Annotated in this window: 19 protein-coding genes; 11 read left to right on the forward strand and 8 right to left on the reverse strand. The window is 46.3% G+C overall.

The window, feature by feature from the left end:
- Positions 1–69 precede the first annotated feature (69 nt).
- Positions 70–1128: a 3-deoxy-7-phosphoheptulonate synthase gene (locus L1N97_RS06300; protein WP_229587910.1), complete on the forward strand. Its 1059-nt coding sequence runs from the start codon at positions 70–72 to the stop codon at positions 1126–1128.
- A 5-nt stretch (positions 1129–1133) separates the two neighbouring features.
- Positions 1134–2270, forward strand: a complete 1137-nt coding sequence (gene tyrA / locus L1N97_RS06305; RefSeq protein WP_236129200.1) for a bifunctional chorismate mutase/prephenate dehydrogenase — start codon at positions 1134–1136, stop codon at positions 2268–2270.
- Positions 2271–2318: 48 nt separating this feature from the next.
- Here the strand turns inward: tyrA and L1N97_RS06310 are convergent, their stop codons facing one another.
- On the reverse strand, positions 2319–3209 hold the full coding sequence (locus L1N97_RS06310) for a TIGR00730 family Rossman fold protein (protein WP_236129201.1): 891 nt from the start codon (positions 3207–3209) through the stop codon (positions 2319–2321).
- A gap of 103 nt (positions 3210–3312) precedes the next feature.
- Here L1N97_RS06310 and L1N97_RS06315 point away from each other — a divergent pair, with 103 nt between their 5' ends.
- Together L1N97_RS06315 and L1N97_RS06320 are read left to right on the forward strand one after the other, a co-directional pair.
- Positions 3313–4917 (forward strand): Na/Pi cotransporter family protein, encoded by a 1605-nt coding sequence (locus tag L1N97_RS06315; protein ID WP_236129202.1) that lies wholly within the window; start codon positions 3313–3315, stop codon positions 4915–4917.
- Positions 4907–6313: an MBL fold metallo-hydrolase RNA specificity domain-containing protein gene (locus tag L1N97_RS06320; protein ID WP_229587903.1), complete on the forward strand. Its 1407-nt coding sequence runs from the start codon at positions 4907–4909 to the stop codon at positions 6311–6313. Before L1N97_RS06315 ends, L1N97_RS06320 begins: the two co-directional genes overlap by 11 nt.
- Before the next feature lie 109 nt (positions 6314–6422).
- Here L1N97_RS06320 and L1N97_RS06325 read toward each other — a convergent pair whose 3' ends face one another.
- Positions 6423–7574, reverse strand: coding sequence for a chorismate mutase (locus tag L1N97_RS06325; RefSeq protein WP_236129203.1), 1152 nt, complete (start codon positions 7572–7574; stop codon positions 6423–6425).
- Between the two features lie 190 nt (positions 7575–7764).
- Positions 7765–10113 (reverse strand): penicillin acylase family protein, encoded by a 2349-nt coding sequence (locus tag L1N97_RS06330; RefSeq protein WP_236129204.1) that lies wholly within the window; start codon positions 10111–10113, stop codon positions 7765–7767.
- A gap of 55 nt (positions 10114–10168) precedes the next feature.
- On the opposite strand from L1N97_RS06330, the gene L1N97_RS06335 reads away from it, so the two are divergent.
- Positions 10169–10819, forward strand: coding sequence for a cytochrome b/b6 domain-containing protein (locus L1N97_RS06335; protein ID WP_236129205.1), 651 nt, complete (start codon positions 10169–10171; stop codon positions 10817–10819).
- An 89-nt stretch (positions 10820–10908) separates the two neighbouring features.
- Here L1N97_RS06335 and L1N97_RS06340 read toward each other — a convergent pair whose 3' ends face one another.
- Positions 10909–11364, reverse strand: a complete 456-nt coding sequence (locus L1N97_RS06340; RefSeq protein ID WP_229587895.1) for a c-type cytochrome — start codon at positions 11362–11364, stop codon at positions 10909–10911.
- Positions 11365–11526: 162 nt separating this feature from the next.
- Between L1N97_RS06340 and L1N97_RS06345 the strand changes: the two genes are divergently transcribed.
- The 4 genes from L1N97_RS06345 to L1N97_RS06360 all read left to right on the forward strand — a co-directional run bounded on the left by L1N97_RS06345 (position 11527) and on the right by L1N97_RS06360 (position 20746).
- On the forward strand, positions 11527–14448 hold the full coding sequence (locus L1N97_RS06345) for a bifunctional diguanylate cyclase/phosphodiesterase (RefSeq protein ID WP_236129206.1): 2922 nt from the start codon (positions 11527–11529) through the stop codon (positions 14446–14448).
- A gap of 146 nt (positions 14449–14594) precedes the next feature.
- Positions 14595–17711, forward strand: a complete 3117-nt coding sequence (locus L1N97_RS06350; protein WP_236129207.1) for an amidohydrolase family protein — start codon at positions 14595–14597, stop codon at positions 17709–17711.
- Complete coding sequence (locus L1N97_RS06355; RefSeq protein WP_236129208.1) at positions 17711–19009, forward strand: amidohydrolase family protein; 1299 nt, start codon at positions 17711–17713, stop codon at positions 19007–19009. The genes L1N97_RS06350 and L1N97_RS06355 overlap by 1 nt, the downstream gene beginning before the upstream one ends.
- Before the next feature lie 63 nt (positions 19010–19072).
- Complete coding sequence (locus tag L1N97_RS06360; RefSeq protein ID WP_236129209.1) at positions 19073–20746, forward strand: M28 family metallopeptidase; 1674 nt, start codon at positions 19073–19075, stop codon at positions 20744–20746.
- A gap of 45 nt (positions 20747–20791) precedes the next feature.
- On the opposite strand, the gene L1N97_RS06365 is transcribed toward L1N97_RS06360, so the two are convergent.
- Positions 20792–21193 carry a translation initiation factor gene (locus L1N97_RS06365; RefSeq protein WP_236129210.1) on the reverse strand — a complete coding sequence of 134 codons (402 nt, stop codon included), beginning with the start codon at positions 21191–21193 and terminating at the stop codon, positions 20792–20794.
- Positions 21194–21326: 133 nt separating this feature from the next.
- On the opposite strand from L1N97_RS06365, the gene L1N97_RS06370 reads away from it, so the two are divergent.
- Entirely contained in the window at positions 21327–22040 is a 714-nt protein-coding gene (locus L1N97_RS06370) for a GAF domain-containing protein (protein WP_236129211.1), read from the forward strand.
- A 37-nt stretch (positions 22041–22077) separates the two neighbouring features.
- Complete coding sequence (locus tag L1N97_RS06375; RefSeq protein WP_229587882.1) at positions 22078–23274, forward strand: amino acid aminotransferase; 1197 nt, start codon at positions 22078–22080, stop codon at positions 23272–23274.
- Between the two features lie 126 nt (positions 23275–23400).
- Here the strand turns inward: L1N97_RS06375 and L1N97_RS06380 are convergent, their stop codons facing one another.
- The 3 genes from L1N97_RS06380 to ettA all read right to left on the reverse strand — a co-directional run bounded on the left by L1N97_RS06380 (position 23401) and on the right by ettA (position 26465).
- Positions 23401–24054, reverse strand: coding sequence for an energy-coupling factor ABC transporter permease (locus L1N97_RS06380; RefSeq protein ID WP_229587880.1), 654 nt, complete (start codon positions 24052–24054; stop codon positions 23401–23403).
- A gap of 204 nt (positions 24055–24258) precedes the next feature.
- Complete coding sequence (locus tag L1N97_RS06385) at positions 24259–24630, reverse strand: DUF6746 family protein (protein ID WP_229587878.1); 372 nt, start codon at positions 24628–24630, stop codon at positions 24259–24261.
- 173 nt (positions 24631–24803) lie between these two features.
- Positions 24804–26465 carry an energy-dependent translational throttle protein EttA gene (ettA, locus tag L1N97_RS06390; RefSeq protein WP_226752037.1) on the reverse strand — a complete coding sequence of 554 codons (1662 nt, stop codon included), beginning with the start codon at positions 26463–26465 and terminating at the stop codon, positions 24804–24806.
- Positions 26466–26569 lie beyond the last annotated feature (104 nt).

Consider the following 26569-nt stretch of genomic DNA (forward strand, 5'->3'; position numbering starts at 1 on the left):
CGGGCAACGATATTATTATCTATGCTAAATCACCGCCCGTGACTCATACCGCTACAGGAGCACCATTAAATGAGTATGATTGTTGATGATTTGCGTATCGTCGCCCAGAAACCCCTGATCTCACCTGCTGTGTTAAAGAAAGTGTTGCCACTATCAGCTCAAGGTTTAGATTTTATTGCGAAAGCACGCAATGATATTGCTAACATTATTCATGGCCATGATAAACGTTTACTGGTGGTGACCGGGCCATGTTCTATCCATGATCCCGTTGCCGCGATGGAATATGCACATAAACTTAAAGCACTGCAGCTAGCTTACCAAGATAGTTTATATATTGTGATGCGCGTGTACTTTGAAAAACCACGTACCACAGTGGGCTGGAAAGGCTTTATCAACGATCCGCATCTTGATGACTCCTTTGACTTAGAAACCGGTTTAACTTGGGGCCGTGAATTGCTACTAAAAATGGCCGATTTAGAATTGCCGGTTGCAACCGAAGCGCTCGATCCGATCAGCCCACAATATATGTCTGATTTAATTAGCTGGGCGGCGATTGGTGCCCGCACCGTGGAATCGCAAACGCACCGTGAAATGGCCAGTGGTTTGTCGATGCCTGTTGGTTTTAAAAATGGTACCGATGGCAGTTTAAATGTAGCGCTCAATGCGTTGCAATCTGCCGCTAGCGGCCACACATTCTTTGGTATTAACCAAAAAGGTGAAGTGAGCTTGGTGCAAACCGCCGGTAATCCGGATGGGCATATCATTTTACGGGGTGGCAGTGCGCCAAATTACGATGCAGCCAGCATTCAAGATGTCTTACAAAAAATTGATAAATTAAAATTACCACGTGGTATTGTGGTCGACTGCAGTCATGGCAATTCGCACAAAGACCATAATCGACAACCGCTCGTGGCCGCTGATGTCGTCGCGCAGCGTTTAGCCGGCAATGATGCCATTATTGGTTTAATGTTAGAAAGTCATTTATCAGCAGGGCGGCAAGATCTGATCGCCGGTAAAGCCGAGCATTACGGTGTGTCAGTCACCGATGCCTGTATTGATTGGGCGACAACCGAAACCTTGTTAGCAAGTTTGCATCAGCAAATGTTGCCGTTGCAAGCGGTGGCGTAGATCAGATGACGGCCGTTAATCATGCACAACAAGCACTGCAACCGTTGCGCGAGCAAATCGATACTATTGATGCTGAACTAGTCAGGCTATTAGCGGCACGCGCTAAAGTGACTGCGCAGGTCGGGCAGGTGAAGCAGCATTTCGCCTTACCGGTATACGTACCTGAGCGCGAGCATGAACTATTAACGGCGCGTCGCGAGCAAGCTATTGCCGAGCAGGTCTCGCCCGAGCTGGTTGAAGATGTGCTGCGGCGCATCATGCGCGAATCTTATGCCACACAAGACATCAGCTTTGTTTGTTGTCGCCAGGGCGGTGGTAAGGTGGTGGTAGTCGGAGGTGCTGGGGCGCTCGGTGCGCGTTTTGTCAGTTTATTTGCGCGTTCTGGCTATCAAGTGGTGGTGTTAGAGCAACAGGATTGGCCAGAAGCCGCCAGCTTATGTGCTGATGCAGCCTTGGTGTTAATGGCGGTGCCCATTACTTTAACGGCGCAGTTGATTGCAAAATTACCGGCTTTGCCAAGCGATTGTGTGCTAGCAGACTTAACCAGTATCAAAGACAAGCCCTTGCAAGCGATGTTGACGCAGCATGCCGGGCCTGTCGTGGGTTTACATCCGATGTTCGGCCCGGATATTACGAATTTAGTGAAGCAAGTGGTGGTGGTCTGTCACGGCCGAGCTGAACAGCAATATCAATGGTTACTGCAACAATTAACGGTTTGGGGTGCAGAACTTGCCGAGGAACAGGCCACTGCGCATGACAGTGCTATGCAACTGATCCAAGCGATGCGTCACTTCTCATCTTTGGTTTATGGCGTACATTTAGCCGAAGAAAAAGCGGATTTGCAGCAGCTGCTGGCCATGAGCTCACCCATTTATCGGTTAGAGTTGGCAATGATTGGCCGTTTGTTTGCACAAAATGCCGAGTTATATGCCGATATTATGCTGTCATCTAGTGATGTTGCCAGCCTATTATCACGCTATCAGCAGCGTTTTGGTCAGTTATTAGCCTTGTTGCAAGCCAATGATAAAGCCGGTTTGATGGCCGAATTTGCCAAAGGGCAACAGTTTTTTGGTGATTTAGCAGGGCAGTTTTTGCACGAGAGCAAACAGCTGTTACAAAAAGCCGCGGATGGTCGCAGCTAAAGGTAACAGCAGTAAATTGCCAATGAACCCAGCGAGTTAGCGCTGGGTTTATGTTTCTGTGTTAGCCAGACCATAAAAATGATAGATAATTTCCCACGCCTGCTCAGGTGTATCTACAAATTGTATTAACTCGAGATCTTCTGGGCTAATTAAGCCTTCTTCTGCCAGCATGTCAAAATTGATTAAACGCTGCCAAAACGCTTTATCGTATAAAATTACCGGTACGCGTTTGGCTTTACGAGTTTGAATCAGTGTCAGGGTTTCAAACAACTCATCTAAAGTGCCAAAGCCCCCCGGAAAGGCCACTAACGCCTGCGCCCGCTGTAAAAAGTGCATTTTGCGGATGGCAAAATAGTGAAACTGGAAACACAGTTCAGGCGTGATATAGGGGTTTGGATGTTGCTCTTTGGGTAAAACAATATTTAAACCAATGCTTTTACCATTGGCATCCATCGCACCACGATTGGCGGCTTCCATCACACCTGGGCCGCCGCCGCTGATAATCATTAAGCCTGTTGCGGGATGCTTGCCATTGTGTGTGGTGACGATGCGAGCAAATGCTTGCGAGGCTGCATAGTACTGACTGTTCCTCACATCGCGTTGCGCTTGCTGCAGTGCACTCACAGCGTCAGCGGTATGTTCTTGCCCCGCATAGCGTTGTTCAACCTCTGCCAGTTGACTTGCTGCAACACTCGGTGACAGAAAACGGGCACTGCCAAATACGACGATAGTGGCATTAATGCCGTGCTGCTCAAGTACCATCTGTGGTTTTAAATATTCTAACTGCAGACGAACATGGCGCAGCTCGTCTTGCATTAAAAAACCATTGTCAGCGAAGGCGAGCTTAAAGGAATTATGATCTTGTAATTGCGTGATCGCATCTAATGATTCTTGAGCACTGGCAAAATGGCGTTTATATAAGGTACTGTTTTCCGACATACTGAAAACCCCTGAGGAAAAATTATTTTCTGTTAAGAGTACACATAGTACCGCGCGAACAGGTTAAAGTGGTGTTATAACAAATAAAAAAATTAGGACAGCTATGTGGTCAGATATTTTAGTGACCTTTGGTGCGCTAGGGATCTTACTGTTAGGGATGGACTGGCTTAGTAAAGGTTTAAAAACGGCAGCCGGGCCAGCATTAATGCAGTTTTTACAACGTTGGACCACCAAACCTTGGCAAGGCTTAGTGTTTGGCACAGCGGCTACGGTTGCGGTGCAATCCTCAACGGTCATCACCATTACCACCATTGGTTTTGTTAATGCGGGTATTTTATCTTTGCAAAATGCTGCCTTTGTCATTTACGGCAGTAATGTGGGGACATCATTAACCGGCTGGTTTGTGGCGCTAATTGGTCTACAATTTAAGATAGAAGTGTTTGCGTTACCCTTAGTCGGCCTAGGCGCGATGCTTAAACTGTTTACGAAGACAGTAAAAAAGCAAGGCGTGGGTGAAGCGTTAGTCGGTTTCGGTTTTTTCTTTTTAGGGCTGGGGTTTTTAAAAGAAGGTTTTAATGCTGTTTTTCTCGATATTGAATTTTCAGCGTTAAGCCAATGGGGCTTATGGGGCATATTGTTAGGGGTGGCATTAGGCACGTTATTAAGTGTGTTAATGCAAGCGTCTATAGCGGTGATTGCCTTAGTGATTACCGCAGTGTCTGCAGGTGTTCTTCCGTTATCGTTAGCGGCGGCTTTTGTTATTGGCGCTAACCTTGGCACCACTTCAACCGCCATCATGTCAACTTTAGCGGCCACGGCACAGGCTAAACGCTTAGCGCTATTGCATGTGATTTTTAATGTGATAACCGGTGTGGTTGCGGTATTGCTGATCAGCCCTTTGTTATGGCTTATTTTGCAACTGCAGCAGGCGTTATTTCACGACCCAAACCCCGCCATCAGCTTGGCCTTGTTTCATACGCTATTTAATGTGCTGGGTGTACTGTTAATGTGGCCTTTAACCGCTCGCTTGGTGCTTTTTTTAAATGGCCGTTTTCGACAGCACAGCCCCGGCCAATTACGCATGTTAGATGCGTCTAGTTTAAGTATTCCGTCGGTTGCGATTAAAAGTTTGGTTATGGAAACACTGCATGTTGGCCAACTGATTAGTCAGCAAGCCTTGATGTTGCATGCTGATACACCTCAAGCCAGTGCGGGCTTAAATAACATCAAGCAATTACAAACCGAGCTGAACAGTTATTTATTAAAATTGGGTAAAAGTGAATTATCCGCCGCCGAGTCTAAAGCGTTAAATGAACTTATTAAAAATCAAATGCGCTTAGAAATGACGATTCAATTGCTACCGCAGCTTGCTAAGCAATTAACCAGCAATGCGACTGCGTTTGTGCCGGAACAAACGTTATGGCAACAATTACAACAGGCGCATTGGCCAGAAGATGCCGCCAAAGTGCGCAGTTGCTATCGGGATTTAATGAAACAACGCCAAAAAATTAAAGAACAATTGTATCTATTGGTACTGACCGAACGCGTGAGTACCGACAATGGTGGCGATCAGCTGTTACGAATTGCGGAATTACGCCGCTTTAATCAACAACTGACCAAAGCCATGCTCTCGTTAGGTGCGCTACTAACCACAACAGACGGGCCGACATCCCAACAAGAACAAGAGGAACACAGTCATGCCAGTTAATGCCAGTTTGACCTTCATCGGTGCTGCTCAGCAAGTCACCGGCTCCTGTTATCTGATCAAGTTACCTCATCAGCAGCTATTACTCGAATGTGGCATGGTACAAGGCCATGATCAGGTTAAGGAATGGCACAAGTTTCGTTTTCCTTTTAATGCCAAAGACATTGATGCGGTGGTGTTATCTCACGCACACATCGATCACAGTGGTTTATTACCCTTGTTAGTTTCTAAAGGGTTTCATGGCAAAATTTATTGCACACCGGGCACGGCTGATATTTTACCGGTGCTACTGAAAGATTCGGTTAACTTATATTTAAAAGATTTGGAATGGCAAAATAAAAAAGCGGTGCGTGCGGGTAAAAAGCCGCAATCCCCGGTGATGTCGGTGAAGGATGTTGAGCGTGTGGTGGATTTGATTGTGGAGTTACCCTACAGCAAACGCGGTTTCCCGCTCGATGGCGTAGAGCTGGAGTTTGCTGATGCGGGGCATATTTTAGGCTCGGCCATTGTGCAACTGTGGTTGAAGGGAAAACAAGCCATGCGCAAGTTGGTGTTCTCTGGCGATCTTGGCAACCCTGCTACGGTACTGTTACCGCCGGCTACGGATATTGGTCAAGCTGATATCGTGTTAATGGAAAGTACTTATGGTAATCGTGATCACCAACCACTAGCCGATACCATTGAAGAGCTCGCTGCAGCACTTGAACAAGCCTATAACGAAAATGGTAATGTCTTTATCCCCGCCTTTGCTTTAGGGCGCTCGCAAGAGATTTTGTATTATCTCGCCTTGCTCTTTAAACAAGGCCGTTTAAAGCAACGTATGGTGTTTTTAGACAGCCCAATGGCCATTAGCATTACCAAGATCTATAACGAGTACTTACATCGCCTTGATCAAGCCGATTTAGATAAAATTGGTTACAAACCGGGCATGACGCTGCAACAATTACTGCCGATTTTGAAATTATCAGAAACCGTTGAAGATTCGATGGCGATTAATCGGATCAGCCAAGGGGCGATTATTATTGCGGGAAGCGGTATGTGTAATGGTGGTCGTATTGTGCACCACTTAAAACATAACCTCTGGAAAAATACCAATCACCTTATCTTTATCGGCTTTCAAGCCCGAGGTACTTTAGGTCGGCGGCTGGTTGACGGCGAAAAACGTGTGAAAATGTTTGGGCAAGATATCGTGGTGAAAGCCAATGTTCATACTATTGGCGGCTTTTCGGCACATGCAGGGCAAAGCGAGTTATTAGCATGGGCTAAAGCCATTACGGGTCAACCCGATTTTTACTTAATCCATGGTGAGCCAGAGGCGCAATTGGTTTTACAAGAAAAGTTAGCCGAGCTCGGTATTGCTTCGCAAATTCCGGCGAAAGGCGATAGCTTCGATTTCTAACGGAGTTTACGACAAGCAGAGGCAGCCACTGTTGCAAATGCCCGTCAGTTAATGCTGTTTAATAACACACTACACTGCTCGGCATTCGCTCAAGTGGCTGTTTTATCATTTAACTTTCAGGTTGCGTTGGCGTGATATCATCGCTTGGATAGCAACCCAGTACCTTGATAAATTTTGTCAGGTTATTTAACTCTTCTAGTGCGCGTGTCATGGCGTAGTCGTTCAGATTGGCAGAAACATCCACATAAAACATTTCTTCCCACGGGTTGCCGTTGATCGGGCGCGATTCTAATTTACTCATACTAATGCCATGCTGCTTTAACACTAGCAAGGCTTCTACCAGTGCACCGGGTTGCTGCCCGGTATACATAATAAAAGTGGTTTTTGCTGGGATGGCTTTGGCAACATTGACCGATTTACGGGCGACCACGATAAAGCGGCTGATATTGGCTTTTTGATTGGCTAATTGGCGTGTCAGTACTTCTAAACCATAGAGTTTGCCGCCTTCTTCGCCACCAATAGCAATAATGCTAGGATCCTGTAACTCTTTTACTTTGGCAAACGCGGCGGAAGAGCTTTCACAGTAGTCTATTTTCACGTTCGTTAAACCGAGTAAAAACTGACTACACTGCGCAATCACTTGCGGATGAGAACACACTTGGCGGATTTTCGTGAGATCGGTACCCGGTAAGCCGAGTAAGCAATGTTCAATGGGGTGCGTGAGTTCACCTACAATGGATAAACGGGTATGTTGTAAGATGTCATACACTTCGTTAATTGAACCTGACGAGGTATTCTCAATCGGTAATACCGCATAGTCGGCATGGCCGGTTTCTACCGCTTTGACAATTTCATTAAAGCTATCGCAGCCTAATTCGATAATACGCTCAGCGCGACGGGTAAAGTATTTTTGGGTTGCCCAGTAACTGTATGAGCCTTGCCCGCCTAAAAACGCCACTCTCACTACTGGGGAATTATCACCGTTTAATTGGCCTTGCACTTTAGCTTGTTGCTGTAATACCGAGTCTTCAATCACAACTTGAAATAACCGCGTAACATAGTGTGCATCGAGTTCCAGCGATTTGCCTTTTTCAATCAGCGACAATAATAATTCTTGCTCGCGTTGTTGATCGCGAATGGGTTTATTTTGGGATAGCTTTGCTTCTGCCACGGCCAGTGCCAACTTGCGACGTTTAGACAGCAAGCTCAATAATTGCTGATCAGTTTCACTAATCGCAGTGCGGATCTCATTTAATTCCATATTTGGCCTCGTGCTACACCTATGTTTAAGGGTCAACTTGCAAAAAAAAACCTCCCGAGTGGGGAGGTTTTGGGCTTTTCGTGCGTGCACGCTCAGCTACCTCCCAATGTTAGGGGGTAAAGCTAAAAAAACCGAGCGAGCAAATCATCATATTCATGTTGCACACCTTAATCCGTCTGGATGGCTAAAGTCAAGGGTTAGGTATTAACTGTTGTTGATATTTTTCTGGCCCAGGTAAAAAGGGCAAAGCAACTTCGGCTAGCCAATAAGGATGATCGCTACGATAAAAAGGGGAAAGGGGGTGACCGGATTGACCACTGCTGATCACTAAGACGCCTAATTCTTCAAAACCAGGTGCAACCACCATTCTTTGCGATTGACCAAAAGCCGGATGTTGCACCTTTGGCATATGACTATCACCCGATAGCGGCGTATCGGCCATATTGAGCCAGTGGCCAATCAGCGGAATGGCGCCAGACAAAGGATGTTTAATTTTACTGGTATTACGCGTGCCCCAGTTGGCTTGGGTTAAGCTACCGTATTGTGCTTGGATATTCTGCTTGGTTTGCTTGGCTGCGCTTAACAGTAAATCCTGCCAGCTTTGATAGTTGGGCGGTAAGGTGTCAGCGCGATTTGCCGCAAGCATTAACCAAAATGGCGTTTCCATTGAATATTTTAGATCACTGCTGCGACTGCCCACGTGTTCTAATAAGGCTGATAGGGGCGCAAAGGTCAGTTCTAGCGTAGTTAAACGAAATTGCCGAAGCAAAGTGTAACCGACATCATTCACATCCGCTTTTAAGCTAGACTGCGCAATCAGCTGGCGAAACTCGGTTAATTGATACTGCTCACTGCGCTCAGGCGTTAGGGTATCGAGTAATAACGCCTGCCACGGCTGCAATAAATGCGCTTGGGTATCCAGCTGGATTTGATGTAGCGCCAATTCATCCGCTTGGGGCAGTGCAGTTAACGCATCGGCTATTTGTTTACCTCTTGCGCCTAAATCATAGCCGCCATTTCCTAACAGCTTATAAAACTCGCCACCTACGGTGCGAGCATTCGCAGACCACAACCGACCTGACGTTGGGTTGAGGAGTTGCGGATAAGCGGCCGCCTCTAACAGCTCGCCCCAATAGTTATCACCCTTGCTCCAATCCTGAGCGGTATCCCAATCGGCCACATGTCGCTTGCGCATTGGACCAAATATAGACCAGCCAATATGACCTTGTTGGTCGGCAACTAACACGTTTTGTGCGGGAATACCCATAGTATTAGCAAAACGCAACACTTCGGCCGCAGACTCAGCTTGTTCTAAATAACGTAAGTTCAGATTCACCGCTTGCTGATCATGCGCTATCCAACGCAGAGCATAAGGTTGGCCATCCGCAAAGGGGATAAGCGGGCCCCATTCGGTTTGTTTGATTAATAGTGAATGCGCTGGCGCGTCGCGAATGGTAATGCGCTCAGTGATGTACTCAAGAGGTTGCCAGCCGTTGGGGCTGAGATACTGCTGTTTATCATCAGACAGGGTTAGGCTGATTAAATCATGCCAATCGGCTGTACTATTGGTAAAACCCCACGCAATTTTGCCATTACTACCGACCACAATCGCCGGTGTACCGGGTAAACTTAAACCCGTGACTTGTTGCGTTTGCTGATCTTCAACCCAATTTAATTGCGTTTTGAACCAGACGCCTGGCACCCTTAGCGATAAATGCATATCATCAGCCAAAATGGCTGCGCCATGCCCGGTTAAGTGGCCGGCAACCGCAAAATTATTACTGCCTAAATCGACTGCGTCAGCCGGTGTGCATTCAATACAACTTAATTGCTGTTGTAAAACACTGGGATACGGTGAGCTAGGTAGGGCAATGGCTTGCTGTTCGCTACCATCAATGGCCGCTTGCCACTGTGGGCTATGCTGTTGCAAAAACTGATACCAGTCTTGTGGTAACGCGGCTTTTAATTTGGTCATCGCATAATCATCACGCCCCATTTTACCCTGTAAATCTAGGTACATACTGTAAATGACTAACAGACTATCTTGCTCTAACCAAGGCTCGGGCGTCGTTTGTAATAACAGATATTCAAAAGGAGGTTGGCGTAAGCGGTTTAAGCCATCGTTAACACCTCGACTGTAAGCGGCTAACAACTCGAGATCTGTCGCCTTAAGCTGTGTCAGGATATGTTCGGCGCGTTGTCGAAACAGGTGGCGGCGATGGCTGATATCAGTGTTCAGTGCTTGCTGCCCGAATAAAGCCGATAATTCACCGGCTGCACTGCGCCGTGATAAATCCATTTGAAAGAAACGTTCTTGAGCGTGCGCAAAGCCCAGTGCATAAGCGGTATCTGAACGGTCGGTGGCGTGGATGGTTAAGTAACCTAGTTGATCGCGCTTTAAACTAACCGGATGTGCTATGGGGGCCTGATAGCGACCGTTATAATCGGGTAAACTGCCGTTAAGCCAATAATAAGCCACAGCCAATACAATTAATATCACGGCCACGACTAGCGACAACAGCCAGCTGATTATTTTCATTTTTATGTCCTGCTGGTATAAGATCAAAAGGTTAGCACAACAAAAGGAAAGTTCAATGTTAAGAAAGATGCAAGTGTGGGATCTCGCCGTCAGGGTATTTCATTGGTCGCAAGTGTTGCTGCTGCTTGGGCTGTGGTATACCGGTACCGAAGGTTTGATGGCACAGCATCAATTGTTAGCTTACAGTTTAGCGGCTCTGTTAATCGGGCGCCTGTATTGGGGCTTTTTTGGTAGTAGTACCGCGCTTTTTCGCAATTTTAGCTATTCACCTCGTGCGGCTTGGCGTTTTTTACGCCAGCCAAAACCGGTGCTTGGTCATAATCCGGCCGGTTCTTATATGATTTTTACGCTGTTAGGCTTATTAACGCTGCAAATTCTCAGTGGCCTAGCCACTTTTGATAACAGCTATATTAGTGACGGCCCTTTAGTTGCACAATTGCCTGAAAGTTGGGTGTCGCTGGCTTCTGATGTGCATAAAACCGTAATCGATCTGATTTTAATCGCGGTGTTTGTGCATGTGTTTGCTGCTGTTTGGCATAGCTGGCGTCACGACAATGTCATTTTGTCGATGTTCACTGGTAAAAATGAGGTACCTGCAAACGCCATCCCGCAGTTGAAATCAACATGGCGTTATTTTGTTATCGTGCTACTGGCGCTGCTCGGTTTTTATCTGTGGCAAGGTCGTATTCTTATCTTGTTTCTTTGAAAACGTTTACCGTTTAGCAAAAAGCCCGCTGGCATGCGGTTACCACGTGCCAGCGGGCTTTAAATAATCAGCTGATCAAGCTGAGTTTATTAATCAGCTTTGTATTTATCATGGCAAGCTTTGCAGTTACGCGCATAGTCGCTAAACGCTTTGCGAATAGCCGCTTGCTCGCCGGCCTTTGCTGCAACTAATAAAGCGGCAGCATCTGCAGCCAGTTTTTCACCACGCTCTTGCACATCCGCTAAGTTATCCCAAATAGCCGGTTTTACTTCACCGCCCGCCCCTTGAGTGCCAGGCACGGTAAACGTTTCCCATGGCAGTTGCGATAATAAGGCTAGCGCCTCAGCGCGACGCTGCACGCGCTCAACGTCAAAAGCCACATTACCGCGGATCATATCTTGGATGTCGCCCATGTTATGGCGGATCATCTGAAAGTTAGCTTGACGGTATGACACCGCATCTTTACCGTCAGTAAATGCCGTAGCGGCGACGACCGGTAAAGCGATAGATAAACAAAGTAGGGAAGAAATTAGGGCTTTTTTCATATTGTTACTCTCTTCTAGTCGATTGTCGTAAAATAATGGTAAAGTACAAGTCGTCTTTATTGCATACCTGACAGGGATACTATCAGGTCACTATAACAGCAGTGAGCCAAATTCGTGAAGGATCTTACCCATAATAATGCCAAAGGATTCAACTCACTGGGTTTGAAATTTTCAATCCTGGTGTTTTTGGCTATGCTGATTGCCGGTCTTACCGTGATGTTTACTTATGGCCTGTATCAACAGCAAACTGATGAGGCAGTGCAGTTAAAAAAACAAGCACTATTGCAGCGCAATAGCGATTTTTATCATCAGCAATTAGACAAATACCTCGAAAAACAAGAAATCAAAGCACGCCGAGCTCACCAACTGATCAGTGAGCAATTAAACGAGCGCCCAGTTACCCGTTCTAATACAGCCTTATTAACCACCTTAGCCGATGGTTCACGTCGCCAACAACATGATTTTTCTGGCCTGTATATTGCGCCGGACGCCCGGGTCAATGTGCAAAATAGTTTATTACAGCGCAGTACTGCGGTTTGGCACGATACTGTGCCGTTGTTGCAACATGATTTCTTTGCTGTGTTTTTTATTGCCAAAGATAACTATGTTCAGGTAACGCCAGCAGGTTGGGCGGCAGATTTCTCGGCCGATATTTCCCTATTGAACAACCCCTTATTTCAATTAGCAGCACCAAAGCAAAACCCTGAACGCAGTTTGCGCTGGAGCCCGGTGTATTTTGACAGTATTTGGCAACAATGGATGCTGAGTATGTTGCTGCCGGTCTATCAGCAAGAACAGTTTCTTGGCGTAATGGGTTTTACGCTGCCTCTTTCAGAATTAACACAGCATCGCAGCGCCTCGGCTGAATACAAGCCAAATACCCATGCCTTGCTACTCGATAGAATGGGGCAAGTCATCAGTGATAGCGTATCGTCTTCAATGCGCAATTTGCCGATGTTTAGCCCTTATCAGGGCGCTAAAGTGAGCGATCCTGTATTAAGTGAATTACTGCAAACGCCCAATCAAACCTTGAGTCATAGCCGTTTTATGATGGCGCTAAGTGCCTTTAATCGTTTAGATTGGCAGTTTGCGCTTTATCAAGAAAAACGAACTTTATTACAACAACAAGACTTTTTTGTTCCTCGCCTACTGTTTTTAACTTTGTTAGTGGCGATTGCCGTGACGCTGTTATTGCATTTTTTCATTAACCAAATGCTGTTAAAACGGCTGAAAAAATTAGCCTCTGCGGTAAATCGGGTCGGGCGCGGGGCGCATCCTGGCTTACAATTGGATACCAAACACGATGAACTGGGTATTTTAAACCGCGCCTTTACCGCGATGTTTGAAGAAATTAATCAATTAGTTACTGGTTTAGATACGCGGATTGCCGAAAAAGAACAAGCCGAATTGCTGGCGCGTAAACTCAGTAAAGCGGTCGCTTTTTCCAGTTCAGGAATTGTGATTACCAATAAGCATCTTGATATTGAGTATGTAAACCCATTTTTGACGACGTTGTTAAAGGTTCAAAGCGCCAGTATCTTGGGAAAACCCTTAAGTAGTTTGTTCGCTGAAGATATGCAAAAACTGACCAATGATATGATGCAGTCATTGGCAGAGCGGCAACACTGGCGTGGTGATGTGTTGTTATTGCAAGAAGATGCCACAGACGAAACAGAACAAGCTTGGGTCACTTTAGCCTTAGCGCCGATCCGAGACGAGCGTGGTGAGTTATCTCATTATGTTGCGGCGATGCAAGACATTTCTTTTATTAAGCGCAGCCAAAAGCAAATGGAGCAATTGGCTTACTTCGACTCACTCACTGGCTTGGCCAATCGCAGTTATTTCCGCAACCAATTACGCAAAGCCATTTCCATGTCGCAACGCGGTTATTACACCTTTGCTTTGTTGTACTTTGACTTAGACGAATTTAAATTAATTAATGATACTTTAGGCCACGACGCTGGCGATGAATTATTGATCGAAGTGGCTAAGCGTTTAACCTCACGTTTGCGTGAAGATGATACTATCGCCAGGCTCGGCGGCGATGAATTTGCCGTTATTTTAAGCGATATAAAAGACAAAATGCATGCAGGGCAAATTGCCGGCAATTTACAACAAGCCTTTACTCAGCCAGTGCAATTAGGAACGCATACGGTCGCCATTAGTGCCTCTATTGGTATTACTGTGGCGCCTGATGACGGTGCGGAAGAAGAAGTTCTGATAAAACATGCTGATTTGGCCATGTATGAAGCAAAAGCGCGTGGCAAAAATACTTACCGGTTTTTCTCACGCGAGTTAAATGAAGCCGCGACCGATCGTTTATTGATTGAAAATCAGTTACGTGAAGCGATCCGCGAGCAACAATTCCTGATGTATTACCAACCCAAAATTGATATTCAAGATGACACCGTAGTGGGTTATGAGGCCTTGATCCGCTGGCTGCGACCCGACAATACCCTAGTGCCTCCGGCGCGCTTTATTCCGGTGGCGGAAAGTACCGGCTTGATTGTGAAAATTGGTGAGTGGATTATTCTAGAGTCGTGCCGTTTTCTGGCTCGACAACACAGCCGTGGCTATGCCGTTAGTTTGTCAATTAACTTATCGGCGCGCCAATTTAACGACAATCGTTTACCGACGATGATTGAACAAATTATCCAGCGGACCGGTGTCGATCCAAGCTATTTAGTGTTTGAAATTACCGAAAGTATGCTGATGGGCGATACTGATGCGGCTATTAAACAGTTAAATCAGTTAAAACGTCTCGGCGTCTCTTTATCTATTGATGACTTTGGTACAGGCTATTCATCGCTTAATTATTTGAAGCGATTCCCAGTAGACGAGCTGAAAATCGACCGCTCTTTTGTTAAAGATATTCCAGAAGATCGGAACGATATGGACATTGTCTCTGCCATTATTGCGATGGCGCAAAAGATGCAATTACGCGTTGTCGCTGAAGGGGTCGAGTCAGAAGCTCAGGTAGACTTCTTAAAGCAAAATGCTTGCTATATTGTCCAGGGGTATTACTACAGTATGCCGTTGGCAGAGCAAGAGTTAAGTCATCTGACATTTACAATAAAAACATAGGGTACAGGATCAATCGGTCGTTCAGTGCGGGGTAATTGTTGTTTCGATTAACACCATTAAAACGCAGGGGTGATTGACTAAACAGCCTGCGCTGACCGCAACTAACGCTGTGATACCTTACATCCACTCAAAACCAGGAAAACGTTATGATATCAGCTCGCCTGTCACTTTTGACCTTGGCTTTGCTTAGCGCGACCAGCTATGCGGCTCAGACCACGCCAGAGTTAGGGATCCGGGATAAAACCCCGAATCTCGTGGCTCTGACCAATGCCACTGTTCTGACCGAACCGGGCAAAGAACTTACCGGTGCAACCATCTTAATTCGTGATGGTAAAATTGAAGCGGTTTCAACCAGCGCTAAGATCCCTGCCGGTTATCAAACCATTGATTTACAAGGTTACTTTGTATATCCCGGTTTTATTGACCCTTACACTCAATACGGTGTTCCTGCTGCCAGTCAGCCTGAGCGTGCGCGCTTTGGTGGTCGTAACCCTATTTATGAAAATGCGCGAAAGGGGGGCAATGCAGCAAACGACGCCATTCATGCACAGCAACGTTGGGCAACCCAATTTAAACCCGACAGTAAAGCGGCGACCGAGTTATTAAAAGCCGGTTTTACAACGGTACAAAGTGCCCGCCAAGACGGTATTTTTCGTGGAACCGCTTTTGTTGCCTCTTTAGGTGAAGGCTTACCAAATGATTTAATTTTAAAAGCTGACGCTCAGCATTTTTTATCTTTTAGCAAAGGCAGCTCGCAGCAAACCTATCCTTCTTCGTTGATGGGATCTATCGCGCTGATCCGTCAAACCTTGTCCGATGCTAATTGGTATCAAGCGGCCACGGCTAGCCCGAATTTAAGCGTTCAGGGTAAGCCGGTTGAGTTTAACGCGGCTTTAGAAGCGCTTAGCAGTTTAAGCAGCCAGGGCATCTTGTTTGATACCACAGACGATCGTTCATTACTGCGCGCCAATCAATTACTCAGCGAATTTAATCTTAAAAATGCGCTGTTATTAGGCTCTGGCTATGAATACAGCCGCTTGCCACAAATTAAAGCGACCGGTAAACCTGTGTTGCTACCACTGAATTTTCCCGCCGCACCCCAGGTTAGCGCGGCTGAGCAGCGTTTAGACGTGAATCTTGCTGATTTACGGCACTGGGAGCGGGCACCGGCTAACCCGGCTGAAGTGGCTAAAGCTGGGGTAAACTTTGCTTTCACAACGCATGGTTTAACTAAAAAATCCGAGTTTTTACCCAACTTACGCAAAGCTATTCAATACGGCTTAGATAAACAGCAAGCGCTCGCAGCCTTAACCACCACACCAGCCAGTTTACTGGGTTTAGACGATAGGTTAGGTAAAATTGCTGCCGGTTATCAGGCCGATCTTGTGATCAGCCGAGGCGATCTGTTCACCGACGGTGAAATTGTCGCAACCTGGTTACGTGGCCAAGAAAAACGCTTTACCAGTGTGCAACCCACCGCTTTTGCAGGTGAGTATCAACTTACTTATCAAGACCAAACGTTTAGCGTGACGCTAACGGGTACGGCGCCGAAAATAAGCGGTGAAGCGGCACTGGGTGATAAAAAAGTAAAACTGACGCACCTGATGGTGCAAGACCAGCGGTTACAATTTAGCTTGCCGTTACAAAAGCTCACCGAACAAGCTGCGGTGCTGCAATTTAATGGTGTTTGGTCTGAGCAACAACTTAAGGGTTATTGGTTAGATGCACAGGGTAATGAAGTGGCTGTCAGCGCCAAACAGCAAGTTGCAGTCAGCAGTAAAGATGCCAAGCCCGCTAAAGCCGTGCCAGCGATGTTGTCGAAACTGACTTATCCTAATCGTGCTTTTGGTTTAGATGCCTTACCGCAGCAACAAAACCTGCACATCAAAAATGCGACCGTGTGGACAGCAACAGCAGACGGTGTGTTAACCGAAAGTGATGTGCTGGTGCGCAATGGTAAGTTTGAGAAAATTGGCCAAAACCTGACTACGCCACGCGGTTATACGGTAATCGATGCCACGGGTTTACATTTAACGCCAGGTATTATTGACGAGCACTCACATATTGCCACCGAGCAAGGGGTGAACGAGGGTTCACATGCTAATACTGCCGAAGTGCACTTAGGTGATGTGATTAACTCAGATGATATCAACATCTATCGTGCTTTAGCCGGTGGTGTTACCGCAGTGCAGGTACTACATGGTAGTGCTAACCCGATTGGTGGTCGTGCGCAAATTATCAGCTTACGCTGGGGGCAAGATGCAGAAGGGCTGAAATTTAAAGATGCACCTCCGAGTATCAAATTTGCGTTAGGTGAAAACGTAAAGCAATCTAACTGGGGCTCTGAGTTCAATACCCGTTACCCGCAAACCCGTATTGGTGTTGAAACCTTTATTCGCGATCAATTCCAAGCGGCTAAAGAATACCGTGCGGCTTGGCAAGCGTTCAATAAACTGTCTAAGCGTGAGCAAGGCCGTGTTGCCCCTCCTCGCCGTGATTATCAGATGGATACCTTGGTCGAAATTCTAGAAGGTAAACGTCATATTCATACACACTCTTATGTGGCTTCTGAAATTTTAATGTTGATGAAAGTTGCTGATGAAATGGGTTTCAAAGTGAATACTTACACCCACATCTTAGAAGGCTACAAGGTAGCGAGTGAAATGAAAGCGCATGGTGCCAGTGCATCGACCTTTGCTGACTGGTGGGGCTTTAAGATGGAAGTCACGGATGCCATTCCAACTAACACCTGTTTGATGCATGAGCAGGGTATGTTAGTGAGCGTTAACTCTGATGATCCTGGTTTACTGCGTCGTTTGAATCAAGAGGCCTCAAAATCAACCATGTATTGTAATATGGATGAGCAAGAAGCCTTGAAGATGGTTACGTTAAACCCAGCAAAACAATTAAAAATTGACGATAAAGTCGGTTCAATTGCCGTCGGTAAACAAGCCGATTTCGTGTTATGGGATGCCCATCCATTATCCGTTTACAGTGTGGCACAACAAACGTGGATTGAAGGGGCTCGTTACTTCGACCGTGCTGAAGACTTGGCAAAGCGGCAACAGCTTGAGCAAGAGCGGCAACAGTTGATCCAAAAGGTCTTAACCGCAGGTGACGCTGCGCGTAACGGCAGTAGCAACGCCTATAAGCAAGATGATCCGATTTGGCATTGTGAAGATAACGATGACTGGTTGAAATTGCGCTTTGGTTTTGGCTCTGCCACAGAAAGCCATGCTCATGCCCATGGGGAGCAACACTAATGAAAAAATTAACCACTATTCTTGCCGCAGCACTGACGCTGGCAACTAGCAGCGTGCTAGCGGTAAACCCCGTACCTGCACCAAAACAAAGCGTGCCAGTATTATTGAAAAATGCCACGGTGCACGCCGTGGTAACCGAGCCGGCCATTCAAGATGTTTTACTGGTCGATGGTAAAATTGCCGCGATGGGCACAAACTTAACGGCACCTGCCGGGGCGCAAGTAGAAGATTTAACCGGTAAGCATGTGTATCCGGGGCTTATTGCTTTGATTAACCAATTAGGCTTAATTGAAGTTGAAGCCGTGCGTGCCACGCGTGATGATCGTGAAACCTCAGCCACGAACCCGGATTTGCAAGTGCAAGTGGCCTTTAATGCTGATTCTGCGGTGATCCCAACTATTCGCAGCAACGGTTTTAGCCATAGCTTAATTTATCCTGATGGTAGCTTAATCACCGGTCGTTCAGCATTAATGCAGTTAGACGGTTGGAATTGGCAAGATGCCTTAGTTCAAGCCAATGTGGGCTTACACGTGAATTGGCCGCGCATGGGCTTACAAACCGGTTGGTGGGTGCGCGATAGTGCGGAAAAGCAGCAAGAGCGGCAACGTGAGCAACTGGAGCAGTTACAAAGCTACTTTAGCCAAGCACAAGCCTATTATTTAGCTGAGCAAGCCGGCTTAAATCGTGGCCGTGATTCACGCTGGCATGCCATGTTAGCGTTGTTTGAAGGTAACTTACCCTTATTTGTTCATGCCGATGATCCAAGACAAATGCGTCAAGCCATCAGCTTAGCTAAACAATACAAGGTCCGTTTAGTGATTGTGGGGGGGCGCGATAGCTGGCGCATGGCAGATGAACTGGCGGCGAATAACGTGGATGTGATTTATACCGCGCCTTATGGCTTACCGACGCGTACCGATGAAGCCTATGATCAAGCCTTTAGCGTGCCAGGTGTGCTGCAAAAAGCCGGTGTGCGTTTCGCGTTATCGCTGGATGGTTTCTGGGATACCCGCAACCTGGTGTTTGCTGCGGGCCATGTCACGCGTTACGGTTTAGAACCTGCGCAAGCGCTACGTGCCTTAACCTTAGATGCGGCACACATTGCCGGTGTGGCCGATCGTTTAGGCTCGATTGAGGTGGGTAAGAGCGCGAGTTTAGTGGTGTCTGAAGGCGATATTTTTGATTATCGTGGGCATAACATCATGCAATTATGGATTGACGGTCGCAATGTTGATCTGAATAACAAACATAAACAGCTACACCAGCGTTATCAGCAACGCTATCAAACGGCTAACTAAGCTTTAGTTACAACATCATCTACAGTGCCAGTGAATACTGGCACTTTTTTATTGAGACAGTCCATGAAAAAGTTTTTTTTACTTTGTTCGGCCGCGCTAATCACTATTGCCGGTTGTAGCAGTACCCCAGCCAGCAAAGCCCCGCGCGCCAGCGCTTTGGTGATTGAAAGCCATCTAACGTTTTTAGCGGATGATTTGTTAGAAGGCCGTGACACGGGGAGTCGAGGCCATGAATTAGCCTCACGTTATATTGCTCAGCAATTTCAAGCATTAGGTTTAGTGCCGGCTGCGGCTGATGGCAGCTACTTTCAGCGTGTCCCTATGCGCAAAGCGCAAATTGTGCCGGGAAGTGCCAAGCTTAGTTTTAGCTTACCCGAGCAACAACTGACTTTAGATTACCCGCAGCAATTTACAACCGGGCCCAATTTGCAAACCGAAGCCGTTACGTTGCAAGGCGAAATGGTGTTTGTTGGTTATGGTTTAGTGTCTGAGGTGTTTGGGTTAAACGATTATGCGAATTTAGACGTTAAAGGTAAAGTCGTGGTCATGCTGTCGGGCTTACCTGCTTTTTTACCCAGCGAAGAGCGGGCTTATCTGGGCAGTATGAAAACCGAATTTGCAGTTGAGCGGGGCGCTATCGGTGTTATTTCGGTGCATACGCCACAGCAAGAAAAAACGCGGCCCTATGCCGATAGCCTTATGTATTTAAATAGTCCGAGCATGAGCTGGTTAGATGACGAAGGTAACCCTGGTCGGGGCTTTGCTCAATTACAAGGTGGCGCAACTTTGCATCCTGATGCGGCCAGTCTGTTATTCGCTGCCGCTGGTTATAACCTGAGTGATATTTTTGCTTTATTAGAAAAAGATGAGGTACCCAAAGGTTTTGCGTTAAAAGGCGAAGTTAACTTAAGCAGCCAAAGTACTCATCAGCAGGTGACCAGCCCGAATGTGTTAGCAACCTTACCCGGTTCCGATCCGCGGTTAAAAGAGGAATATGTGGTATTAACTGCACATTCTGATCATATCGGTTTTTCTAACGATTTACGCAGCGAAGATAAAATTAATAACGGGGCGATGGATAACGCTGCGGGTGTCGCGATCTTACTTGAGACCGCACGTTTATTTGCGCAATTGCCGACATCGCCAAAGCGCTCTATTTTGTTTGCTGCGGTTACCGGTGAAGAAAAAGGCTTATTAGGGGCAGATTATCTAGCGAAACAACCGCCAATGCCTATTTCGCAGATGGTGGCTAACGTTAATTTAGATATGCCAGTATTACTGTATTCTTTTGCCGATTTAATTGCTTTTGGTGCAAATCACTCGACCCTAGGTGATGTGGTTGCCCGTGCCGCGGCAAAAGAGGGCAGAACCTTAAGTGAAGATCCGATGCCCGAGCAAGCTATCTTCACGCGCTCAGATCATTATCGTTTAGTGCAACAAGGTGTGCCTGCGGTGTTTTTAATGACCGGTTTTACTTCAACCGATCCAAAGGTATCCGGTGGCAAAGTGTGGGCCAGTTTCTTTGCCAAGCATTATCATCGCCCTTCTGATGATATTGCCAGCTTAACCAAAGAGTATGGGGCTATTCGTTATGATGCTGGCGCCGTATTTGCCGATATTAATTTTAATATTGCGCTGGATGTAGCGAATGCCAAAACGCGGCCATTATGGCGCAAAGACAGTTTTTTCAGAACGGTATTTGGCCGTACAGAGAACTCTGAACCGAATACGCCGTAATCGTTCGATACCGAGTGATTATATCGCTTGAGTTAACAAGCCGGCCTAACCGCCGGCTTGTTTCACTTTAAACCCTTTTTGTTGTAATAAGGTGGTGACTAATTCGCGTTTATCACCTTGTATCTCAATAATGCCGTCTTTGACCGAACCACCACAAGCACATTTCTTTTTTAATTCTGTGCATAATTGGCTTAATTCACTGGAGCTAACGGTTAAGCCTAAAATGGTTAATACCGTCTTACCGCCCCGACCTTTCGTTTCCCGACGGATACGTAAGGCACCATCAGCAAAGCCTTCAGCCACCGAGACAGCAGGGCTGCCTGCGTCAATTCGGCCTGTCGCCGTGGAATAGACCAAATCAGCCTGATTCGCCGGTTTCGTGCTCTCTGGGGTAGTGCCAGTCAGTTGTTGTTGCCAATCGGCTAAGGAAATTTTTTTGCTCATCATAAAATGTCCTGAAAAGTTGGCCGTAGCTTACTTAGCACAAGCGTTGCTCGCAAGTTTTTCTGTGTCTCGCTTGGTTTTTTAATGTTATCTGGTAGAATATCACCTTGATTTTAGAAATCTGGACGGCTAAAAATTGAGTATTCCAACCCAAATTAATCACTATTTACAGCTTAGTGGCCTTAAAGAGCAATTTTCTTTTTTTGATCAAGCCTTTACTGAAAAAACTACCGCCTATTATCAAGCGTTACAGCAACATATTGTCGACAGCAGCAATGCCAAAGTGCAATGGCAATACTCAGTACCTGAGTTAGGCGAGGGCGGGGCGTGTTCGTTATTTGGTGTGCTGGACAGTGAGCCATATGATTTAACCGCGATTTTGGGTGGTCAAACCCGCGCTAATCACCAAGCCTTAGCACGTTTAACGAAAATAACTGAATTTTATCAACAGCAGTCGGGTTTAGCATGGTTTGGTATTTATCAAGCGCGTGCTAATCTGGAGCAACAGTTGGTGCTAGTTAAACTAAGCTACTATGGCGCCGCCTCTCGGGCAGAGTTTCCGTTAAATACTGAGTTTGCCAAGATCAGTAATAACAGTACGGTGGGTTTAACTGGCCAAGCCCGTGTGATTAACGATGTCGCGGCCTATTTGCAACAAGGCGGTGAATATTATACCTGCGATCCGAAAGTTAAAGCCGAAGCTTGTTTGCCACTGTTTGCACAATCGGGCAAAATAGTGGGCATTATCGACGCTGAAGATTTGAAGCAGCAGGTGTTTACCGCAGAGGCATTGGCCCTGTTAGTGGCTGTGTGTCTGAGCATCCCCGAGTGTTTACCGGCAATCGCTTAGTGTTGCCTCCTTATAATCTTAAACCAGGTAGAACAATATGTTTTCTCAGTTAAAGCCTGTCGCTGTCGACCCCATATTGGGGCTGATGGCGGCTTATCGTGAAGATCCTAACCCTCTTAAAGTTGACCTTGGCGTAGGTGTTTATAAAGATGAGCAAGGCCACACCGCGGTTTTAAAATGCGTAAAAGAAGCCGAAGCGCTGCGTTTAAAGCATGAAGACAGCAAAACCTATGTGGGTATGGCCGGTGATCCGTCTTTTAATACGCACATTGAAAAGTTAGCCTTTGGTGCGACTCATACAGTGTTGCTGGCAAATCGCGTTGTTACGGCGCATACACCTGGCGGCACAGGGGCACTGCGTGTGGCGGCGGAGTTTATCAAGCGAGCGAATCCGGATGCGACGATTTGGGTGACCACCCCAACGTGGGCAAACCATATCTCGTTATTCCAAGCTGCGGGTTTAAAAGTTAAAGAATACGCTTATTACGATTATGACACCAAAGGTTTGCAGGTAGAGCAGATGTTTGCTGATTTAGAGCAAATACCTGCCGGTGACGTTGTTTTAGTGCATGCCTGTTGTCATAACCCCAGTGGTATGGATCTGAACTTCGAACAATGGCAACGCTTTACCGCGATCGCGAAAGAGCGAGGTTTCACTCCTTTAGTTGATATGGCTTACCAAGGTTTTGGCGCCGGTTTAGATGAAGATGCCGCAGGTTTGCGCTATTTAGCTGAACAAGTGCCAGAAATGATCTTGTGTAGCTCTTGCTCGAAAAACTTTGGTTTATATCGCGAGCGAATTGGTGCTGTCAGTGTTGTTGCAAGCAACAGCAAAGAAACCGACGTTGTCCGCGCTAACTTACTCAGCGTCGTGCGCGGTATTTACTCAATGCCACCTACGCACGGTGCCATTATTGTTAGCCATATTTTAGATAGCGCCGAATTAACGGCACTGTGGCACGACGAATTAGCAGAAATGCGGAATCGTATTAATAGCTATCGCCAGCTGATCATCGACAAGTTTACTGCTGAAGGCATTACCCAAGATTTCAGCTTTATTGCTCGTCAGCATGGTATGTTCAGCTTTTTAGGCATTAACAAAGCGCAAATTGAACGGCTACGCAGCGAGTTCAGTATCTACATGGTCGGTTCTAGCCGCGTCAGTATTTCGGGTTTGAATCATGCCAATATCGACTATTTCGCCAAAGCCGTCGCAACGGTATTAAAAGGCTAAATACGCCCAGAGGGTATCCAGGCATCGAGTCTGGATACCTTTATTATGCTGCGCTGTGTGCTACTTTCTTTTTCTCTTTCTCTTTCTCTTTCTCTTTCTTTAACCTTGCCTTTAGTTATCACACACTCAGCGATCAGGCGATAAGTATTCATTATCATAAAAGGTTCTGAGCCATTCTGGCCGATACACTGCCATTAGCGTAATGGCCATGCCATTGAGTAATGCTTCGCCAAACCAAATGAGCAGGGCCAATTGCGTGTAGTTGTGATAAATCGTATGCCAGTCATGTTGTTGCTGCAGATACAGCCAGCCAGAGGTGAGTACAATTTTTAGCACTATGCTCAGCGCGGCATTTAAAAAGCCCGCAATAAAGATATACACAAATAAATGGCGAGTCAGATAATGATATGACCAGCTAAATACCGCATAACTAAATAATGCAGGTAAAATAAAGGTAGTTAATGCAAAGGCGCCACCCTCAGCCAAGCTGACACTGTTAAACAGCATTAATAAAGCTAAGGGCAGACAACTGATCCAAATGGCGATACGCCAGCCATGACACAATACCAGTGTGGTAATACCTAGAAAAAACAACTCTAAGCCCGGTACTATGCCGGCTTTTACAGACCAGAGTAGGGTTAAGGCGACTGCTGAGGCAAACACAAAATGCTGATAACCCGGTAATTGTAATAAGCGTGGCCACAACTCTTTTGGGTAACTCAGTGCGATGCAAAGGATAGCCAAACACCAGGCACTTATTTGCCAATAATTTATGATCATTATCATAGGCCCAAAGCTGAGGATGTGGCTAATTATACTGTGATCTAGCGCAGCATAAAAAGCTTCGCGTTAGTAACAAGGTGCATGTTCAAGCGGCTAAGAGCCTTAATAAGGGCTTGAGTAAAGCCTTAGCTGTTTTTCAATCGCCTTTTAATTAATGGGTTAGGCAGCATTGTTATACTGCGGTGTATTGTTCAGGCGTTTTTATTCTGTCAGCGATTTTGCCAGTTGCAGGTAAGTTGTTCCGTTGCGCTTAACACGCTCATAATCCATGTGTTCAGAGCCTAAATGCACTTCCTCTAATGCTGCTTTAATTTGTTCATTAGCGTTCGGTATTAGGGCAAGTGCATTTTCCAAAGTGTAGGTTAATTGATGGATCGCCGTCACGCTGGTTGGATTTAACTCACCGGCTAACAAGTTAGCTAACTCGGTATTTTTCTCTAACAACACCTTGCTAGCTTGCTGCACATCACTGATCGCTTTACCGCTGAAATGAGCAGGGCGATCTGAGGCTTGCACGAGTGTTGCGGGGAAGTAGCACAATGCAATGAAGCTAGAAATAACGAGGATTTTCATAATAAAGCCTTAGTTAATAATGATTCTCATTAAGCTATCAGATCAGTGCAACAAAGCAAGTCACTTTTGCTGATAACATAAAACGTTTTCTTATACGTTGCTCTGGTTAAAACGTATCAACAAAAACGCCTGCACAAGGCAGGCGTTTTAATAAGATTAACCTTTAACAGCGGTTAGATCCGCTTGTATTTAATCCGATGTGGCTCCAGCGCTGCCGCGCCATAAGTTTGTTTTAACCAGGCTTCGTAATCAGAGTAGTTACCTTCAAAGAAATTCACTTTACCTTCATCACGATAATCGAGGATATGCGTGGCAATGCGGTCGAGGAACCAGCGGTCGTGCGAGATCACCATGGCACAACCAGGGAAATCTAAAATGGCGTTCTCGAGTGCGCGCAGTGTTTCAACATCTAAGTCGTTGGTGGGTTCATCGAGTAACAACATATTGCCACCGGCTTTTAATAGCGCCGCCAGATGCACGCGGTTACGCTCACCCCCCGATAACTCGCCAATAAACTTCTGCTGATCGTTACCTTTAAAGTTAAAACGGCCAACATAAGCGCGGCTTGGGATCTGGAAATTGCCAATTTGCAGCATATCTTGGCCGTTTGAGATTTCCTGCCACACCGTGTTTTTCGGGTTCATGCTATCGCGGAACTGATCAACACTTGCTACTTGCACCGTTTCGCCAAGTTCAATGCTGCCGTTATCGGCTTTTTCTGCGCCGGTGATCATTTTAAACAGTGTTGATTTACCCGCACCATTCGGGCCGATAATACCGACAATCGCCCCTTTAGGAATGCTAAAGCTCAGATCATCGATTAACACACGATCGCCAAAGGTTTTGCGCAGGTGTCCCACTTCCAGTACCTTATCGCCTAAACGTGGTCCAGGTGGAATAAACAGCTCATTAGTTTCATTACGCTTTTGAAAATCTTGGCTTTGCAATTCTTCAAAACGTGCCATCCGCGCTTTACTTTTTGCATGGCGGCCTTTCGGGTTAGTACGAACCCATTCTAATTCTTGTTTAATTGAGCGCTGGCGAGCACTTTCTGTTTTATCTTCTTGTGCTAGTCGGGCTTCTTTTTGTTCTAACCAGCTAGAGTAATTCCCTTGCCACGGAATACCTTCACCCCGGTCTAGCTCTAAGATCCAACCGGCTACATTGTCTAGGAAATAACGGTCGTGGGTAATGGCCACCACAGTACCAGGATAATCGTGTAAAAAGCGTTCTAACCAAGCCACCGATTCAGCATCCAAGTGGTTAGTGGGTTCATCTAATAACAGCATATCGGGGCGTTCTAATACCAAGCGGCAAATCGCCACCCGGCGACGCTCCCCGCCCGACAGATGTTCAATTTTGGCATCCCAAGGTGGTAAGCGTAATGAATCTGCCGCACGCTCTAGCGTGTTATCTAAGTTATGACCATCTTTTGCTTGTATTAATGCTTCTAACTCACCTTGCTCGCGCGCTAAGGCATCAAAATCGGCGTTTTCATCGGCATAAGCGGCATACACTTCATCTAGCCGAGTAAAGGCTTCTTTTACATCACTAACGGCTTCTTCAACAATCTGCCGTACTGTTTTGTTGTTATCCAATACCGGCTCTTGCGGTAAGTAACCGATTTTTGTGCCGGTTAATGCCCGTGCTTCGCCTTCAAACTCTTTGTCGATACCGGCCATAATGCGTAATAACGTCGATTTACCCGAGCCGTTTAAGCCAAGTACCCCAATCTTGGCGCCGGGGAAAAAAGATAAAGAGATGTCTTTTAAGATGGTGCGTTTCGGGGGAACCACTTTCGAAACCCGATACATTGAATAAATAAATTGTGCCATTACTAAGTTTCCGTCCGTTAAGGGCTGTCACAGTGAAGCAAATTGTACGTTATTTTCACCAGTGGTGGAAAGTGAATGGCGATGCTTTAGAATAATGTTGGCTT

Source organism: Rheinheimera sp. UJ63, from assembly GCF_021568285.1.
Taxonomy (GTDB): domain Bacteria; phylum Pseudomonadota; class Gammaproteobacteria; order Enterobacterales; family Alteromonadaceae; genus Alishewanella; species Alishewanella maricola.

Bases quoted from the DNA above. Each gene is read 5' to 3' on its own strand.
- L1N97_RS06365 (WP_236129210.1), bottom strand. From the start codon at position 21,193: ATGATGAGCAAAAAAATTTCCTTAGCCGATTGGCAACAACAACTGACT.
- ettA (WP_226752037.1), bottom strand. From the start codon at position 26,465: ATGGCACAATTTATTTATTCAATGTATCGGGTTTCGAAAGTGGTTCCC.
- L1N97_RS06335 (WP_236129205.1), top strand. From the start codon at position 10,169: ATGTTAAGAAAGATGCAAGTGTGGGATCTCGCCGTCAGGGTATTTCAT.
- L1N97_RS06300 (WP_229587910.1), top strand. From the start codon at position 70: ATGAGTATGATTGTTGATGATTTGCGTATCGTCGCCCAGAAACCCCTG.
- L1N97_RS06360 (WP_236129209.1), top strand. From the start codon at position 19,073: ATGAAAAAGTTTTTTTTACTTTGTTCGGCCGCGCTAATCACTATTGCC.
- L1N97_RS06310 (WP_236129201.1), bottom strand. From the start codon at position 3,209: ATGTCGGAAAACAGTACCTTATATAAACGCCATTTTGCCAGTGCTCAA.
- L1N97_RS06380 (WP_229587880.1), bottom strand. From the start codon at position 24,054: ATGATCATAAATTATTGGCAAATAAGTGCCTGGTGTTTGGCTATCCTT.
- L1N97_RS06350 (WP_236129207.1), top strand. From the start codon at position 14,595: ATGATATCAGCTCGCCTGTCACTTTTGACCTTGGCTTTGCTTAGCGCG.
- L1N97_RS06340 (WP_229587895.1), bottom strand. From the start codon at position 11,364: ATGAAAAAAGCCCTAATTTCTTCCCTACTTTGTTTATCTATCGCTTTA.
- L1N97_RS06325 (WP_236129203.1), bottom strand. From the start codon at position 7,574: ATGGAATTAAATGAGATCCGCACTGCGATTAGTGAAACTGATCAGCAA.
- tyrA (WP_236129200.1), top strand. From the start codon at position 1,134: ATGACGGCCGTTAATCATGCACAACAAGCACTGCAACCGTTGCGCGAG.
- L1N97_RS06315 (WP_236129202.1), top strand. From the start codon at position 3,313: ATGTGGTCAGATATTTTAGTGACCTTTGGTGCGCTAGGGATCTTACTG.
- L1N97_RS06330 (WP_236129204.1), bottom strand. From the start codon at position 10,113: ATGAAAATAATCAGCTGGCTGTTGTCGCTAGTCGTGGCCGTGATATTA.
- L1N97_RS06385 (WP_229587878.1), bottom strand. From the start codon at position 24,630: ATGAAAATCCTCGTTATTTCTAGCTTCATTGCATTGTGCTACTTCCCC.
- L1N97_RS06355 (WP_236129208.1), top strand. From the start codon at position 17,711: ATGAAAAAATTAACCACTATTCTTGCCGCAGCACTGACGCTGGCAACT.
- L1N97_RS06375 (WP_229587882.1), top strand. From the start codon at position 22,078: ATGTTTTCTCAGTTAAAGCCTGTCGCTGTCGACCCCATATTGGGGCTG.
- L1N97_RS06320 (WP_229587903.1), top strand. From the start codon at position 4,907: ATGCCAGTTAATGCCAGTTTGACCTTCATCGGTGCTGCTCAGCAAGTC.